We start from the raw sequence: 15,744 nt of genomic DNA, 5'->3' as shown, positions 1-15,744 counted from the left end.
TTGACAGATACCCCTCCGACCGAAACCCTGATGGCAATCAGGACAAGAAAGAGGGGTTGCTGGCATGAAGTCTCTGCATCACGGAATCTGTTCGATCGCGCTCGGATTGGCGCTTTCGGCCACGGGCTGGATGGCGCCCGGCGCCCTGGCGCAAGACACCATGTATGTCGCCGGCTATGGCGGTTCGTTCGAGCGCCTGATGCGGGACTCTGTGATTCCGCCCTTCGAGAAGGCCAACAACGTCAAGATCGAGTACGTCGCGGGTCAGTCGACTGCGACGCTAGCGAAGTTGCAGGCTCAGCGCAGCAAGCAGGAGATCGACGTCGCGATCGTCGATGACGGACCGATGTACCAGGCCGTGCAGTTCGGTTTCTGCGCGCCGATCCAGAAGGCGCCGGTCCTGGACGACATCTATCCGATCGCGAAACTCGCCGATCAGGCGATCGCTTTCGGCATCGGCGTCACGGCGCCGGTCTACAACACCAAGATTTTCAAGGAGAAGGGACTTCCCATCCCGACATCCTGGGGCGACCTCGGCAACAGCGCCTATAAGGGCCAGCTTGCTCTCCTGGGGGCTGCGAGCACGACCGGTCTGCACGGACTGATCATGGTTGCGCGCGCCAAGGGCGGCGGGGAGGCCAGCATCGACCCTGGCTTCAAGGCCTTCAAGGATGAGATTCGCCCGAACATCGTGACCTTCGCCCCCTCCGCACCGAAGCTGGAGGAACTCCTGCAGAGCGGCGAGATCGCGATGACGGTGGTCGCGCGCTCGCGCGCCGTTGCGCTGAAGAAGGAGGGGCTGCCGCTGCAGGCCGTCGAGCCCAAGGAAGGTGCGGCGGCGCTGATGGTGTCGATGTGCCCGGTTGTCGACAGCGACGTGTCCACGCAGGCGCAGAAATTCATCCAGCACATGCTGTCGCCCGAGATCCAGAAGATCTTCGCCAAGGCGGGCTATGGTCCGGTCAATCGAAAGACCGAGCTGAGCGAAGCGGAGAAGGAAGGGCTCGCCGTCGGCGACGATGCGGTGGGCAAGCTTGCCAGGATCGACTGGCCGACCGTCAACCAGAACCGCGCCGCCTGGACGCAGCGTTGGAATCGCGAAGTCGAACGCTGAGCAATCCTGAACCGGCCGGCCTCGCCCGGCCGGACACGTCCCGAACGGGTTTTCCAATCAATGGCCAAAATCGTGATCGAGGCGCTGACCAAGCGCTTCGCAAGCTTCACGGCGCTATCCGGCATCGACCTGGCGATCGAGCCCGGCGAATTCGTCGGGCTTCTCGGGCCCTCGGGCTGCGGCAAGACCACGACGCTGAACATCGTTGCGGGCTTCGAGGAGCCCTCCAGCGGCCGAGTACTCCTCGATGGCCGCGATCTGGCCGGCGTGCCGGCAAATCGGCGCGGAATGGGCATCGTCTTCCAGAGCTATGCGCTCTTCCCGCACATGACCGTGGCGGAAAATATCGCCTTCGGGTTGGAAATGCGCGGGATCGGCCGTTCCGAGCGGGATCAAACGATCCGCCAGGCGCTCGACCTGGTGCATCTCTCGGCGATGAGCGAACGCTATCCACGCCAACTCTCCGGCGGCCAGCAGCAGCGCGTTGCACTGGCGCGGGCGCTCGCCATCGAACCTGCTCTGCTCCTGCTCGACGAACCCTTGTCGAACCTCGACGCCAAGCTGCGCGAGGAGATGCAGGTCGAGATTCGTGCGATCCAGCGTCGCGTCGGCACCACGACGATCATGGTCACCCATGACCAGGCTGAAGCGCTCGCGACCTGCGACAAGATTGCCGTGATGGATGCCGGCCGCATCGTCCAGCTCGCGGATCCGCTGACGCTTTACGATGCCCCGGCGAGCCGGTTTGCCGCGGCTTTCGTCGGGCGCTCCTCGCAATTGCCGGCCACGGTCACCGCGGTGGACGGCTCGATTGCGCGCATGCGTATCGACGGCCTCGCGGGCGAGGTTGGCGGGCGGCTTTACCGTTCCGTGCCGGTGGGCGAGACCGTGCTGATCGCGCTGCGCCCGGAGAAGGTTCAGCTCGGAGCTCCGGGGGCCGGCGCGGTCGACGGCCGTCTGCAATCGCGTGTCTTCCAGGGCAACTCCTGGCTGTTCTCGATCCAGACCGAGCTCGGTAGCGTACTGGTCTCCGAGCCGCATCGCGGCGTGCCCCGCTTCCGGGAAGGCGACACCGTCTCGATCGCCTGGACGCCCGAGGATGCTGCGGTGGTTCCGGAGGCGCCCCATGGCTAGCCCGAAGCGTCGCGCTCCCTATCTGCTGAGCCTGCCGGCGCTGCTGTTCTTCGCAGCGCTACTGGTGACGCCGCTCGCCATGATCGCGGGCCTGAGTTTCCAGGCCTTCGACCTGAACACCGGACAGATCGGCGGCCTGACGCTCGGCAACTACGCCGACACACTGGGCGATCCCTATTACCATACGATCTTCCTGCGCACGGTTGGCATCGGGCTGGCGACAACGGCAATCTGCATCCTGATCGGCGCGCCGGAAGCCTATTTCCTGTCGCGCATGCGCGCACCGTGGCGCTCGATCTTCCTTATCGTCACCTTGAGCCCACTGCTGATCTCGGTGGTGGTTCGCACGCTGGGCTGGGCCCTGCTGTTCGGCCGCAACGGCGTGATCAACCAGGTCCTAGCGGCGCTCGGCCTCGCCTCGGGCCCGATACCGATGCTGTATACGGTCCAGGGCGTCGTCATCGCGCTGGTCCATGTTGCGGTCCCCTTCATGGTGATCTCGGTCTGGGCCGCGCTCCAGCGCCTCGACCCCAAGGTCATCCGCGCGGCGAGCTCGCTCGGAGCGAGCGAGCTCACGATCTTCCGCCGCATTGTGCTGCCGCAGATCGTCCCCGGCATCCTCTCGGGCTCGCTGATCGTCTTCGCTCTTGCCGCCAGCGCCTTCGCGACGCCGGCGATCATCGGCGGGCGCCAGCTCAAGGTGGTCGCGACCGCGACCTATGACGAGTTCCTGGGCACACTGAACTGGCCGCTGGGCGCCGCCATCGCCATCGTCCTGCTGATCGTCAACGCCGCGATCATGCTGACCTACAACCGTATCGTCGAGCGGCGCTATGCGAGGTTCGCGCAATGAGCCGGAATGGAACCTTCGCGATCGCGTTCCACACGCTGTTCGTCGCCTTCATGCTGGCGCCGCTAGTGGTGGTGATGTGGATGTCGCTGACGCCGTCGAACCTGCTGTCGCTGCCGACGACCTCGTTCTCGCTGCGCTGGTTCTGGGCTATCCTACGCCACAGCCAGTTCATCGACGCCTTCTGGTTCAGTATCCTGCTCGGCGTCCTCTCGGCGAGCCTGGCGATGATGCTGGCCGTGCCGGCGGCGCTCGCCTTGGCGCGCTATCGCTTTCCGGGCCGGGACGCCTTCGTCGCGCTCTTCCTGTCGCCGCTGATCATCCCGCATGTCGTGCTCGGCGTCGCGTTTCTACGCTTCTTCACGCAAATCGGCATGACCGGAACCTTCATCGGGCTGCTCGGCGCCCATGTGCTCGTCATCTTCCCCTATGGGCTACGGCTGGTGCTGGCGGCATTGACGACCAGTGATCCGGCGATCGAGCGGGCGGCGATCTCGCTCGGCGCCTCGCAATGGACAGTGTTCCGGCGGGTTCTCTTCCCGCTGATGATCCCCGGCGTCGCCGGCGGCTGGGTGATCTCCTTCATCCAGAGCTTCGACGAGGTGACGATGACCGTGTTCGTCGACTCCGTCCTCGATGACGCTGCCGGTGCGCATGTACCACTACATCGAGGAATCGATCGATCCGCTGGTGGCCTCGGTCTCGACCGTCGTCATTCTCCTCACCTTCCTGCTCATGGCCATCGTGGACCGCATCTACGGGCTGGACCGTATCCTGGTCGGCAAGGGCTGAACGCCCGGCCGGCACATCCTGACCTTCCGAGGATTGGACAATGCAAGCGATCGTTGTAGGAGCCGGAGTCATCGGCTCATCGGTAGCCTATCGCCTGGCGCAGGCCGGGGCTGAGGTCACCATCGTCGAGGAAAGGCGGCCGGGCGGCGGCACCTCCAGCGTGACCTATGCCTGGGTCAACGCCTGCGAGAAGCTGACCTCGGAGGCCTATTTCCGGCTGAACTTCGCCGGCCGCCAGGCGCATGAGGACATGCTCGCCGAATTTCCGGGCGCGGACTGGTACCATCGACCCGGCGTGCTGCAATGGCAGGATGCGGAAGCCGAGGCCGGCGGCCGCGACGGCACCGACCCGCTCGCCAAGCTGCAGCAACTGATCGCCTGGGGCTATCCGGCCGAGGTCCTCAGCCTCGACGACGTCCGCAAGCTCGAACCCGAGATCAATCCCGACGCGATCGGCAACGTCCCGGTCATCCACTATCCCCGCGACGGCTGGCTCGACCCGGTCCCCTATTCCGGCGCCCTGATCACTGCCGCCCTGGAGCGGCATGGCGCGACATTCGTCGAAGGCCGCGTCGACCGACTCGTGCTGGCGGGCGAGCGCTGCACCGGCATCGAGCTGGCCGATGGCCGGACGATCGAAGCCGATGTCGTCGTGAATTGCGCGGGCCGCTGGCTCAACGACATCGTCCAGGCGTCCGAGCATCGCATTCCGCTGGCGCCGACGCTCGGTATCGTCGCCTACACCCCGCCTGTCGGCGCGCCGCTCCGGAGCGCGCTGCGCACGCCCCTGGTCAACATGCGCCCTGACGGCGGCGGGCGCTTCCTGCTGCGCTCGAACGAGCTCGACCGCCTGCTGGCGAGCGACGAAGGCGCGCTGCCCTCGCATCCGCAGGCGCAGGAGCTGATGCGCCGCGCCATCAAGACCGTTCCGGCGCTGAGGAACGTCGACGTCGAGGCGGTCCGGATCGCGACGCGGCCGATTCCGAAGGATTCCTATTCGGCCGTCGGCCCGGTGCCCGGCCTGTCCGGCTACTATGCCGTGGTCAGCCATAGCGGCGTGACGCTCGGCGCCTTCCTCGGCGAGGTCGTCGCCGACGAGCTCGTCCATGGGCGCGAACGCAACGAGCTCGCCGAATTCCGCCCGAGCCGCTTCTTCAACTGAGGGTCAGCCGATGCGTGTCGCCATCATGGGAGCAGGCGCCGCCGCCTTCGCCGCCGCCGCCTTTCTCGCCGAGAACGGGCACGAGGCCGTGCTCTGGTCGCCTTCGGGCAAGAGCACGCAAGAGCTCGCCGCCGGCGCTCCGCTCGTCAGCGAGGGCAAGATCGCCGGGGAGTTCCGGCCCGGCGTGGCGCCGAGCTGCGAGGTCGCCCTCGACGGCGCCGATGCCGTCCTGATCGCCCTGCCGGCAAACGGGCACAGGCTCGTCATGGACGCGATGGCGCCGCTACTGTCGCGGGGGCAGCCGGTCATCATCTCCTCGCACGCTTCGCTTGGCGCCTTCTACCTGTCGCGGCTGCTGTCCGAGCGCGGCGTGGAGGTGCCGATCATCGCGCTCAGCACTACGATCCTGCGCTCGCGGCGCACGGGGCCGAACATGGTCAAGATCGCGACCATCCGCAGCAAGGTCGACATCGCCACCTTGCCGCGACGGCTCGCCGACGAGGGCCTCGACCTTTGCCACACGTTGTTCGGCGACCGTTTCCGTGCCGTCGATGGCTTGCTTGCCGTCTCGCTGAGCAACGTCAACCCGCAAAGCCATATGGCTCTGGCGCTTGCCAACTTCACCCGGATGGAGAAGGGCGAGGCCTGGGGGCAGAGCGAAAATCTGACCCTGGGGGTCGGTCGGTTGCTCGAAGCTATCGACGCTGAGCGGCTGGCCCTGGCCGCCGCGTTCGGCCTAACGGTCAGGACGATGCGCGAGCACTACTCCCTGACGTATGGGGTGCCGGACGCTCCGCTGGGCGAGACCTCGCGGATGCTGGCGGAGACCCAGCCGACGACGCTGGGCCCGGCCACCATCGAAACACGCTACACGTTGGAAGATGTCCCGTTCGGGCTGCTGCCGCTCGCCGAACTCGGACGGCTGGCTGGCGTGCCGATGCCGCTGCATGAGGCGGGGCTTGCCATCTTTTCCGCCCTCTATGGGCGCGATCTCACGCAGGACAACGATATTCTGCCCGAACTTACAAAGAACGGGCTTTCGCGCGACCAGTTGCTGGCATGAGTTTTACGGCGCTCGAAACCCGGATCAAGGTCGAGGCCGGCAAGATTCACTTTCGGTGAGCGTCCACTTCCGAGCGATCGACGATCGTCCGCTCCTGGCGCTGCTCTGACTCATGGGCTGAACCGAAATTGGTCATGCCGCATCGAGTGTCAGAATGTCGCGCAAGCTCACTTGGCGGTAATCATCGAGCAGCACGTCCAGTCGGACGACCCAGATGCCGTCCATGGGCAGGAACAAGTCAATAGGGGCGAACTCGCCGGAACCGTTTCTCGCGACGATCTTGCGGAAGGGGCCCAAGGCGAACGAGGGCTTCTCCACCGTGACGACCAATTCCTTCGGGTCGATCCGCCCCGGCCCGTTGCGGATCTCCTCGATCAACACCCGAACCTTGCCGGCCCGCGGCGGCCTCACGCGAAGCCGGGCGCTGAACTCCCCCTCGGCGAGCGACAGAGTTGCGTCGGGCACGGGCGTCGGCAATGAGCGCGGTGGCACGGTAAAGCGCCAGAGGCCAACTGCGCCGAGCACAGAGAATGACAGCAGCGTCTCTGCTGCGGCGGATGTCGCCAAGCGTCGGCGTGCTCCCGGATCGCCGGCAAGGGCTGGCGGCGTCAGCCGCCGATTGAAGAAGGCAAAGGCCAGCACGGCGGCGAGAAGGCCGAGTTTGACCAGGAAGACCTGACCATAGGTGTTCTGCCAGAGCGCCGGGACCGAGCCCAGCTGGACGAGCGCGAGCGCAAGGCCCGATCCGAACAGGATGACGAGGCCATAGGGGATGAGCTCGCTGAAGCGCCGTAGCGGGATGTCGAGAGCATCCTGGCCCCTGCGCGCGAGCGCAGCTAGCGGGAGGAGCGCGCCAAGCCAGAGTGTCATCGCGGTAGCGTGCAGGAAGACGGCCGGCTGCATGAGCCAGCGCGGCGAAGCGAGCGCCGCGTGACCGCTCGCCGCGAAAGCTACGCCGGAGAGGCTGAGTGCGGCGAGCGCGGAGGCTCTCGAACGATTGCGAACGCCGAAACCGGCCGCCACAAAGGCAAGCGCGACGACAACGCCACTCGTTCCCTGCGGCGTGCGCGACAGCCCGGCCCACCAGAGCGCCGGATCGCCCAGGCGGACGAGGCCTGCCCCGATGAGATCCAGGCCCTGCAGTCCGATGCTCGCAAACGCGCCGAGAACTCCAGCGACGAGGAAACCGGTCACGATCACGCGCAACCTGCCCGGCCACCGCCCGGCCGCGAGCAGCAGCACGAAGGCGACGCTGCCAATCCCGAAGGCGGTTCCAGCAGCCACCGCGAGCCGCGCGAGCCAGAGCGCCCAGGCGACGGGCCGCCAAGTTTCGGCCTCCATGCCGGGTTCTGCTGAAACATGGCCTACCGAGAAGACAACCGCTCCGCCGATCGGATGGCCATCCTCCGAGACTGCGCGCCAGGACAGCACATGCGTGCCTTGCAGCGTACTTCGCGGCAGTGCGAGCCGGTGCGAGACGAGACGGTCCGGCTCGGGCCCAGCGTCCTTGTAGCTCCCGTCCGGAGCGGTCAGGCGCAGCGCCGTGAGCTCCGTCGCCTCATCGAAGGTCAGGACGATCGCGTCGGGCGCCGCGTCCAATAGCAGCCCGTCGGCCGGTTCGGATGAGATGAGCGAACCGTGCGCGTCTGCTTCGCACGGTGGCAGCAATGCGAGGAGCAGCGCCAGCAGGGCGATGCCGGCGCTCCGGAGCGACATGGCGCCGGCAATCAGGACGGTTGGCCGATCAGGCGCAACGAAGGAGCCGGCGATTTGAGCGAGGCCGGCGCGTTACCGTCGGACGGGATCTCAATCCAGCGCTGGACCTTGTCACCACACTCCTGGACGATCGGCACATAGACCGGGCCGAGGGGCGCGGTCTTCGCCGTCGAGACCCAGAGCACGAACTCGTCGTAGCTGGAATCCTCGAGCACGCCCGTCCAGGAAACCTCCTGCGGGCCCGTCGCATCGTCATGTCCGTGCCCGCCGCCTGTGGCCGCGCCCTTAGCCGCCACCGCATCAAGGGTCCAGCCGGGTTTCGGCTGCGGCTTGGCCGAACGGAAGGCTTCCGGAATGCGTACGCGGAGCTTTGTCGTGGCGGCGCCGGAGCAGCCATGGGGCACCCGCAGCACGAGCTTGAAGGAGGCGCCGGCGACCGCCTCCTTGTTTTCGAGGGTGACATGGGCGCTGGCGGCCGAGAGCGACAGCAGCAGCGCGGCAGGGAGCAGGGAAAGGCGCGCAAGCGCGGTCATGAGGATATCTCCTTTGGATCGGTTCGATCACCAGCTCTCGGCGAGGCCGAGATGGCCGAGCGCCTCGCGGCGAAGCTCTGCCAGGCGCGGATCGCCGCGATGGCGGGGATAAGGCAGGTCGACCTCGATCGTCGCGACGATACGGGCCGGGCGCGGGCCGAACACGATCACACGCTGGCTCAGGAACAGGGCTTCCTCGACATCGTGGGTGACGAGCAATGCGGTGAGCCCTGTGCGGCGCCAGATCGCGACCAGTTCCTCCTGCATGGCGAGGCGCGTCAGCGAGTCGAGCTTGCCGAGCGGTTCGTCGAGCAGGAGCAGTCGTGGATCGTTGACGAGCGCCCGCGCCAGCGAGACGCGCTGCGCCATGCCGCCGGAGAGCTGATGCGGATAGGCCGACGAGAAGCCGTCCAGCCCGACGGTGTGGATGACCTCGTCGATCCGCGCACCGTCTGTCCTCGCCGTGCCGCGTGCCTGTGGTCCGAGCGCGACGTTGTCGCGCACGCTGCGCCAGGGAAACAGCGTCGGGTCCTGGAAGACGAGGATACGCGACGGGTCCGGGCGACCGACCGGGACGCTATCAACGAGTACCTGTCCTTCGGAGGGATGGTCGAGCCCGGCGAGAAGCCGCAGCAGCGTCGACTTCCCGCAACCGGAGGGGCCGATCAGCGCCGTGAACGAACCGGGCTCAACCGAGAAACCGACCTGATCGAGAACGGGCAACGGCTTTCCGTCCAGGACAAAGCGATGCGAGACATTCTGGATGTCGACGCCGAAGCCGGACGCGACCTCGACGTCCGCAAGGCGCAGGGCGGCCGCGGCTACCATCTGACCATCCCCTTCTGCCAGGAGAGCAGCCGGTCGCGGAGCCGGAACAGCACCGTGATCAGCGTCGAGCAGGCGAGCGCCATCACCAGCAGCGCGGCGTAGAGATTGGCATAGGCGCCCCAACCTTGAGCCCAGCTGAGATACCAGCCGAGCCCGGACTTCACGCCCAACATCTCTGCGACGACCAGCACGGCGAAGGAGGAACCAAGGCCCATGAACAGGCCGACGAAGAGATGCGGCAGCGCCGCCGGCACCGCGACCCTCAGGATCAGGAAGCGCTCGCTGGCGCCGAGCGTGCGGGCAATGTCGTAATAGTCGCGGTTGACGCTGGCGATGCCCGACCAGGTCAGCACGGCGACGGGGAAGGCGCTGGCGAGCGCTATCACGAAAACGCTGGCGCTGGCGCTGGTCGGGAAGACGAAGAAGATGATTGGCAGCCAGGCCGTTGCCGGGACAGGGCCGATGAGCCGCAGCACCGGATGAATCCAGTAGCCGGCGCGGCGCCACCAGCCCATGGCCAGTCCGATCGAGAAGCCGGCGAGCGCACCGAACAGGAAGCCGCGGATCAGAAGCCAGCCCGACGCGGCGACGCTATCGAGCAGGCGCGGCCACTCGTCGACATAGACCTCGACGAGTGCCTGCGGCGAAGGAAAGAAGGGCAGCGGCAGGCGGCCCGTCTTGGCGGTGACGATCTCCCAGAGACCGAGGAAAAGCCCGAGCGCGATCGCCCAAGGACCGGCATTGCGCAGCCTCTGTCCGATCCGGCCAGGCGCCCCTGTGACCGCGCCTAGGAACAGGACCGCGGCGACGGCCGCGCAGATCCAGGCGAAGGCGTCGCCATAAGGCAGGGGGATCACCTCCCGCCACAACACCGTCACCGCCGCAACGCCCAGCCAGACGGCCGAGCCGGCGAGGCCCGTTCCCCACCAGGCGGCGAACGGCCAGCGGATTCCCCTGGTCGCCCCCTCCCGTTCGAATGCGATTCCGGCGCCGCTCATGTGCTCCTCCCTCAGGCCGAGAACACGTCGGCGTAGACCTTCTCGGCGAAGGTCTTCGGATCGGTGGATGCCTTGAAGACGCGCACTGAGCGCAGCTCTTCGGCGTAGAGCGCGAGTTCGCGCTTCAGCTCGGTACCGACGGGGCGGTGGTTGTGGGTCTGGCCCTTCAGGATGCCGATGATGTCCTCGGGCGTGACATGCTTCGGCGCGAAGCGGGCGAAGGAGTGCCCGGCATCCTCGGGCTTGGCCACCGTCCAGTCATGGGCTTCCAGCACGGCGCGGTTCAGTGCCGTCGCAACCTTCGGATCGTCGCGCACAAGGCTGCCGCGCACGCCGATGATGCAGCAGACGCGGTTCTCGAAGCCGTGGTCGAGATTGGAGGCGATCTGCACCCAGCCGCCGCGCTTCAGCCAGAGATAGGCGTTGGGGTCGCCGTCGGCGACGGCATGGACCTCACCCTTCTCGGCCGCGATCGGCAGAGCGGCGATCGGATATTGCCGCCATTCGACGTCGCGGACCGGGTCGAGCCCTTCCTTGTGGAGCAGGATCGAGAAGAAGTGCTTGCCCGGGCTGTTGAGGTCGGTGATGCCGATCGTCTTGCCCTTGAGATCGGCCAGGTTGCGGATATTGGCCGTTTCCAGCGCGACGAGGCGGGTGCAGCCGCCATGCGAGCCGGCAGTGATCTTGACGTCGAAGCCCGCCTCCAGCGCCTTGAGCCAGCGCAGTGCCATGCCGACTCCGGCATCCGCCTTGCCGGTGGCGAGCGCTTCGAGCAGGTTCTCGGTCGGGCCGCCGAAATCGATCAGCTCGACGTCGAGTCCGTATTTCTCGTAGAGCCCCTTGTCCTTGGCGAGATAGACCGGGGACAGGCAAGGCGCGACGGAATTGGTCGCGAACTTGATTTTGGTGAGCTTGCCCGCTGCGGGCTGGGCGCGGCTCTGGCCGGCGGCCAGGGCGCCGAGCGGAAGGGCCAGCCCGCCAAGGGCAGCCCCACGCAGCAGCGTGCGCCTGTCGAGCCCGTGACGATCCGTTTCGGTGGCTGCTTCGGTCATGGCTTGTCGCTCCGGTCTATGATCGTTCGGGAAAGGCTTCAGGCGACGGCGCGCTGGGCTTCGCGCGCAGCGACGAGGGCGCGCACGCGCGGGATCAGTTCCTGGCCGTACTGGACGGCGTCCGTAATGGGGTCGAAGCCACGGATCAGGATGCTGGTGACGCCGAGGTCGTAATAGTCGAGGATCGCGTCGGCGACCTGATCCGGCGTGCCGACGAGCGAGGTCGAGTTGCCCCGGGCTCCTGTCAGCGCCGCAAGCCCCGTCCAGAGCCTTTTGTCGAGGCGCGTGCCCTTGGCGGCCGCTTCCAGCAGTCGGCGCGAGCCCTCGTTCTCCGGTCCCTGCTTGCGTGCGAAGCCGGTCTTCTCGATCCGCGCCTTCGCGGTGTCGAGGATGGCGGCCGCCTTGGCCCAGGCCTGCTCCTCAGTGTCGGCGAGGATCGGCCGCAGCGACAGGCTGAAGCGCGGCTTGCGGCCATGGGCAGCCGCGGCATTCCGCACCCGGGCGATCAGCTCGCGCACCTGGTCGTGGGTCTCACCCCAGAGCGCATAGATGTCGGCATGCCGGCCGGCGACCTTGATCGCGGCCTCGGAGGCGCCACCGAAATAGATCGGGATCGAGCCCGAGAGCGGCTTAACCTCGGAGAAGGCGCGGCGCAGCTTGTAGTAGGTGCCGTCATGGTCGAAGGGGGCGGGGCTCGTCCATTCTTGCCGGACGATGTCGAGATACTCCCTCGTGCGGGCATAGCGCTCGTCCTTGGTGAGATGGTCGCCGTCCTGCGCAAGCTCGGCATCGTCACCGCCGGTGATGATATGGACCGCGACGCGCCCCCCTGTGATGTGGTCGAGGGTGGCGAGCTGACGGGCGGCGATCGTCGGCGCCGTGAAGCCGGGGCGATGCGCGATCATCAGTTTCAGGTCGCGGGTCACCGAGGCAACGTGCTGGCCGACCAGGATGCTTTCGGGCGAGGTCGAGTGGAAGGCGAGCAGCACGCGGTCGAAGCCGCCGTACTCCTGTGCCTTGGCGAGCGCCTCGATATAGTTCAGATCGACGACGGGGCCCGAGCGGACCACCGTTTCCGAGGCGCGGAAATTACCGACGAAGCCGATGAATTCGATGCTCATTGTGCTGCACCTTTCGTGTCGAGGGTGAGGGCGAGGCGGCCGGCCTGCTGGCGGGCGCTGTCTTCCTGGGGGGAATGGATGCGTCCGCAGAGGACGTTGCGATAATGCCGTTCCAGCGGATTGGAGCGGCTGACGCCGTGATTGCCACTGAGCCTCAGGGCGATTTCTGTGGCCGCGATGGCGTTCTCTGTGACGGTGAGCTTGAGCAGCGCGGCTTCGCTGGCGGAGAGGTATTCGCCGGCGTCCGCCTCGACCGCCACAGAGCGTAGCAGCCGGCGGTTCGCCGCGAGCTTTTCCTCGATCTCGCCGACCGCCTGCTGGATGCGCGGCACGCTGGCGAGCGAGTCGCCTAGATTGCTCGGCCGGCGCGCGTTCAGGAAGCCGGCGAGCCAGTTGCGGGCCGCGCGCGCCACCCCGTCATAGATCGCCGGCACCAGCAGCGCATGGAGCGCAGCCTGCGCGCCCTCTGGCGGCCCCCATTGCTGCGGCAGCCGGATATCCGCAGCATGATCGGCCGGTACCTCGACCTTGTCGAAGACGACGTCGTCGCTCGCCGAAGCGCGCATGCCGAGCTGGTCCCAGCTCCGTTCGACGTGGATGCCCGGGGCAGCCATCGGCACAAGAAAACCACCGACACGCGGCTCGTCCTCGTCGGTGCGTGCCCAGACCCAGGCCCAGCTCAATCCTGCCGCACCGGTCGAATAGATCTTCCGGCCGGAGATGCGCCAGCCAGCCGCCGTCCGTTCGGCGGTCGTGGCCGGAAGCCCGCCGCGCAACGGTGTGCCGAGGTCGGGCTCGACCCGCAGCGCATTGATCAGCGCGCCATCCTCGACGGCGCTTGTGACGACATTTTCGATCAGATGCGCCGGGGCCCGGCTGCGCAGCAGCGTCCTGAGATGGATGTACTGCATCGACAGGATCAGGGCCGTGGACGGCTCCGCCTCGGCGATCGCCCCGATGACCTCATAAACCTCGAGGAAACTCGCATCTCGCCCGCCGAGCGCCTTCGGCGCTGTCAGCGCGCTCAGGCCAGCGCGATGCACCCGCGCGATCGCCTCGGCCGGGAAGGTGCCCGAGCGGTCGAGCGCGGCTGCATTCTCCGCGATCTCGGCAGCCACCAGCTGGGCGCGTTCTAGCAGGGTCGGAACGGGATTCACCGCCGCCGCCTCATTCCGCCGCTAAGAGCAGTGTGGAATTTCCTGCATCCGGCAGCAGGCGACCGGCCTCGACAATGCTCTGGTCGATGCGCTGCCGGACCTGTGCGGATGTGATGCGTCCATCCTGGAAGTCTCGATCGGTGGCGTAGATGCCGGTCGGGGCGGTATGCGCGGCGAAGAATCCGAACAGCGGCCGCAGCTGATGCTCAATGATCAGCGCGTGGCGGTCGCTGCCGCCCGTAGCTGTCAGGATGATCGGCTTGCCCGCCAGCGTGGCCGGATCGAGCAGGTCGATGAGGTGCTTGAAGAGCCCGGTATAGCTGCCCTTGTAGGTCGGCGAGCCGATGACGAGCAGGTCTGCCGCCAAGATCGCGTCAACGACGGCGCGAGCACCGGCGTCCAGATCGCCGAGCCGGCGGGCCGAACCCAGCGAGGGACCGAGATCCTCGAGATCAAGTACGGTCGGCTCCAGCACGAGCTTGTCGGAGGCCGCCGCTGTCACAGTCTCGACGAGGGTCCGCGTCCGCGAGGGACGCGCGAGGTTTCCTGAAAATCCGACGATCGTTCGCAGAGCCATTCCGCCATCTCCAGCACGGGCGCGCCAACTGCGGCACGCCGTCGAAATGCGGCCTGATCGACGCCATTTTCGACCCTTTCATGCGACGCCGGATCGTTCGTTATGTCAAACGAAATGTTCTTTTAAAGATATAGCGTGGAGAAGGAGGCCTTGCTGTTCCAAGGCGCGTTGATGGCATGGGCATCTAGATGGGCCGAGCTATGGGAAGTCATAGGATGAGTCGCTTTAGAATTTTGACTGCTCATGAATGCCGTTTCGGAGAAATTAAATTCCAGAAACTTCAAATTAATAGTTATAGATGGTCGTTCTTGGTTGATTATCATCTTAAGAGGGTTTGCAGATCTATCTAGAAGCAGGCATTATTTTCAAATCTCTGTGTCGTGTTATGAAGAAAACTACAGGCTAAGCCTTCACGACAGGAGAGCGGCATGAGCGCCGAGGACCACCACCATCATCACGGCGAACCGCACGCTCATGACCGGGAGCCGACCGCACCACGCTGGAAACATGACGGTGTGCGTGTGATCAAGGGCGACCAACTCGATCCCAATACCGCGCAGACTCCCGGCATGTTCCGGCAGGCCGCGATCAATCACGCTCGCGTCGGCGCGCAGAAGATCTGGGCCGGTACCGTGGCGATCGAGCCTGATGCCAAGACCGGCGTGCATCATCATGGCCCGCTTGAAAGCGTGATCTATGTCGTGCGGGGCCGTGCAAGGCTGCGCTGGGGCGAACGCCTCGAATATGTCGCCGAGGCCGGGCCGGGCGACTTCATTTATGTCCCGCCCTATGTCCCGCACCAGGAGATCAACGCCAAGCCGGACGAGACGCTGGAGTGCGTTCTGGTCCGTTCGGACAACGAGGCGGTCGTCGTGAACATCACCGATGTCGATCCGATCGAGAAGCCTGAATCGGTCTACTGGATCGACCCGATCCATCGTCATCCCGGCTGAGCCGGTCCCGTGAATTTCCGAATGTAGAGGCTGCCATGAAGAGACTGTGCATCGCCCTGATCCTGAGCGTTGCGGCCGCGAGCCCGGCCTTCGCCCATCTCAACCCGGCCGAGCACGGCTCCTTTGCTGCCGGTCTCTCACATCCGCTCTTCGGAGCAGACCATATCCTGGCCATGATCGGCGTTGGGCTCTGGACTTTCGTCGTCGGCGGCCATGCCATCTGGGCTATTCCGGCGGCTTTCGTTGTCACGATGATGGTTGGCTTCGTGACGGCGCTCGCCGGCATCGGACTGCCCTTCGTCGAGCCGGCTATCGCGGCCTCGGTCGTGGTGCTCGGCCTGCTCGCGCTCACCGCCCTGCGGCTGCCGGTGGCTGTCGGCATGGCGGTGGTCGGCTTCTTCGCCCTGTTCCATGGCTATGCCCACGGCGGCGAACTGGGCTCCGCGACGAGCCTGCCCTTCATGGCCGGCTTTGCGCTTGCGACGGCCCTGCTGCATGCCGCCGGCCTCGGCATCGGGCTTGCCGGCAGGCAGCTTTCTCGCAACGGGCTCATCGCCGCGCGCATCTTCGGCGGACTGACCACGCTCGGCGGGCTCTGGCTCTTCACTGGAGCTTGATCCGGACGAACGTGTCGGATGCCGCATCCGCGGAAAGGTGAATGTGATTTTTGTAACATTATCTGATTGTAGTGCGG

The 15,744-nt window shown here is 66.2% G+C and carries 15 protein-coding genes and 1 pseudogene; 8 read left to right on the top strand and 8 right to left on the bottom strand.

From position 1 onward, the window contains the following. The first annotated feature begins 64 nt into the window (after nt 1-64). The 6 genes and pseudogenes from B5Y19_RS11945 (at nt 65) to B5Y19_RS11920 (ending at nt 6,115) form a co-directional block, all read left to right on the top strand. On the top strand, nt 65-1,114 hold the full coding sequence (locus B5Y19_RS11945) for an ABC transporter substrate-binding protein (protein WP_055727219.1): 1,050 nt from the start codon (nt 65-67) through the stop codon (nt 1,112-1,114). A gap of 60 nt (nt 1,115-1,174) precedes the next feature. Then, nucleotides 1,175-2,248 (top strand): ABC transporter ATP-binding protein, encoded by a 1,074-nt coding sequence (locus B5Y19_RS11940; RefSeq protein WP_055727220.1) that lies wholly within the window; start codon nt 1,175-1,177, stop codon nt 2,246-2,248. Next, nucleotides 2,241-3,101, top strand: coding sequence for an ABC transporter permease (locus B5Y19_RS11935; protein ID WP_055727221.1), 861 nt, complete (start codon nt 2,241-2,243; stop codon nt 3,099-3,101). The genes B5Y19_RS11940 and B5Y19_RS11935 overlap by 8 nt, the downstream gene beginning before the upstream one ends. Beyond that, nucleotides 3,098-3,890 (top strand): annotated as a pseudogene (locus B5Y19_RS11930) (ABC transporter permease). Before B5Y19_RS11935 ends, B5Y19_RS11930 begins: the two are co-directional and overlap by 4 nt. Before the next feature lie 40 nt (nt 3,891-3,930). After that, nucleotides 3,931-5,052 (top strand): NAD(P)/FAD-dependent oxidoreductase, encoded by a 1,122-nt coding sequence (locus tag B5Y19_RS11925; protein ID WP_055727223.1) that lies wholly within the window; start codon nt 3,931-3,933, stop codon nt 5,050-5,052. 10 nt (nt 5,053-5,062) lie between these two features. Then, on the top strand, nt 5,063-6,115 hold the full coding sequence (locus B5Y19_RS11920; protein ID WP_055727224.1) for an NAD/NADP-dependent octopine/nopaline dehydrogenase family protein: 1,053 nt from the start codon (nt 5,063-5,065) through the stop codon (nt 6,113-6,115). A gap of 132 nt (nt 6,116-6,247) precedes the next feature. Here B5Y19_RS11920 and B5Y19_RS11915 read toward each other — a convergent pair whose 3' ends face one another. From B5Y19_RS11915 to msuE, 8 genes are read right to left on the bottom strand one after another with little or no spacing between them, the layout of a single operon-like run. Beyond that, entirely contained in the window at nt 6,248-7,831 is a 1,584-nt protein-coding gene (locus B5Y19_RS11915) for a copper resistance CopC/CopD family protein (protein WP_055727225.1), read from the bottom strand. Between the two features lie 11 nt (nt 7,832-7,842). Continuing rightward, nucleotides 7,843-8,364 (bottom strand): YcnI family protein, encoded by a 522-nt coding sequence (locus B5Y19_RS11910; RefSeq protein ID WP_055727226.1) that lies wholly within the window; start codon nt 8,362-8,364, stop codon nt 7,843-7,845. Between the two features lie 27 nt (nt 8,365-8,391). Further along, the gene (locus B5Y19_RS11905; protein ID WP_055727227.1) at nt 8,392-9,192 is read right to left on the bottom strand and encodes an ABC transporter ATP-binding protein; all 801 of its coding nucleotides are present in this window, start codon (nt 9,190-9,192) and stop codon (nt 8,392-8,394) included. Continuing rightward, nucleotides 9,186-10,190: an ABC transporter permease gene (locus tag B5Y19_RS11900; protein ID WP_055727228.1), complete on the bottom strand. Its 1,005-nt coding sequence runs from the start codon at nt 10,188-10,190 to the stop codon at nt 9,186-9,188. The genes B5Y19_RS11905 and B5Y19_RS11900 overlap by 7 nt, the downstream gene beginning before the upstream one ends. An 11-nt stretch (nt 10,191-10,201) precedes the next feature. Continuing rightward, nucleotides 10,202-11,242, bottom strand: coding sequence for an ABC transporter substrate-binding protein (locus B5Y19_RS11895; RefSeq protein WP_055727229.1), 1,041 nt, complete (start codon nt 11,240-11,242; stop codon nt 10,202-10,204). A 38-nt stretch (nt 11,243-11,280) separates the two neighbouring features. Beyond that, nucleotides 11,281-12,363 (bottom strand): LLM class flavin-dependent oxidoreductase, encoded by a 1,083-nt coding sequence (locus B5Y19_RS11890; protein WP_079591507.1) that lies wholly within the window; start codon nt 12,361-12,363, stop codon nt 11,281-11,283. Then, nucleotides 12,360-13,520: an acyl-CoA dehydrogenase family protein gene (locus tag B5Y19_RS11885; protein WP_055727231.1), complete on the bottom strand. Its 1,161-nt coding sequence runs from the start codon at nt 13,518-13,520 to the stop codon at nt 12,360-12,362. Before B5Y19_RS11885 ends, B5Y19_RS11890 begins: the two co-directional genes overlap by 4 nt. Nucleotides 13,521-13,530: 10 nt before the next feature. Next, a complete protein-coding gene (msuE, locus tag B5Y19_RS11880) occupies nt 13,531-14,097 on the bottom strand; it encodes an FMN reductase (protein ID WP_055727232.1) in 567 nt (188 codons plus the stop codon). Between the two features lie 428 nt (nt 14,098-14,525). Between msuE and B5Y19_RS11875 the strand changes: the two genes are divergently transcribed. Together B5Y19_RS11875 and B5Y19_RS11870 are read left to right on the top strand one after the other, a co-directional pair. Beyond that, nucleotides 14,526-15,050, top strand: coding sequence for a cupin domain-containing protein (locus B5Y19_RS11875; RefSeq protein WP_055727233.1), 525 nt, complete (start codon nt 14,526-14,528; stop codon nt 15,048-15,050). A gap of 35 nt (nt 15,051-15,085) precedes the next feature. Next, nucleotides 15,086-15,667, top strand: coding sequence for a HupE/UreJ family protein (locus B5Y19_RS11870; protein WP_055727234.1), 582 nt, complete (start codon nt 15,086-15,088; stop codon nt 15,665-15,667). Nucleotides 15,668-15,744: the final 77 nt, after the last annotated feature.

It is taken from the genome of Allobosea thiooxidans, assembly GCF_900168195.1.
Classification (GTDB): Bacteria; Pseudomonadota; Alphaproteobacteria; order Rhizobiales; family Beijerinckiaceae; genus Allobosea; species Allobosea thiooxidans.
The sequence above is the reverse complement of the archived record's forward strand: the minus strand, read 5'-3'. Positions and strand labels throughout refer to the sequence as shown.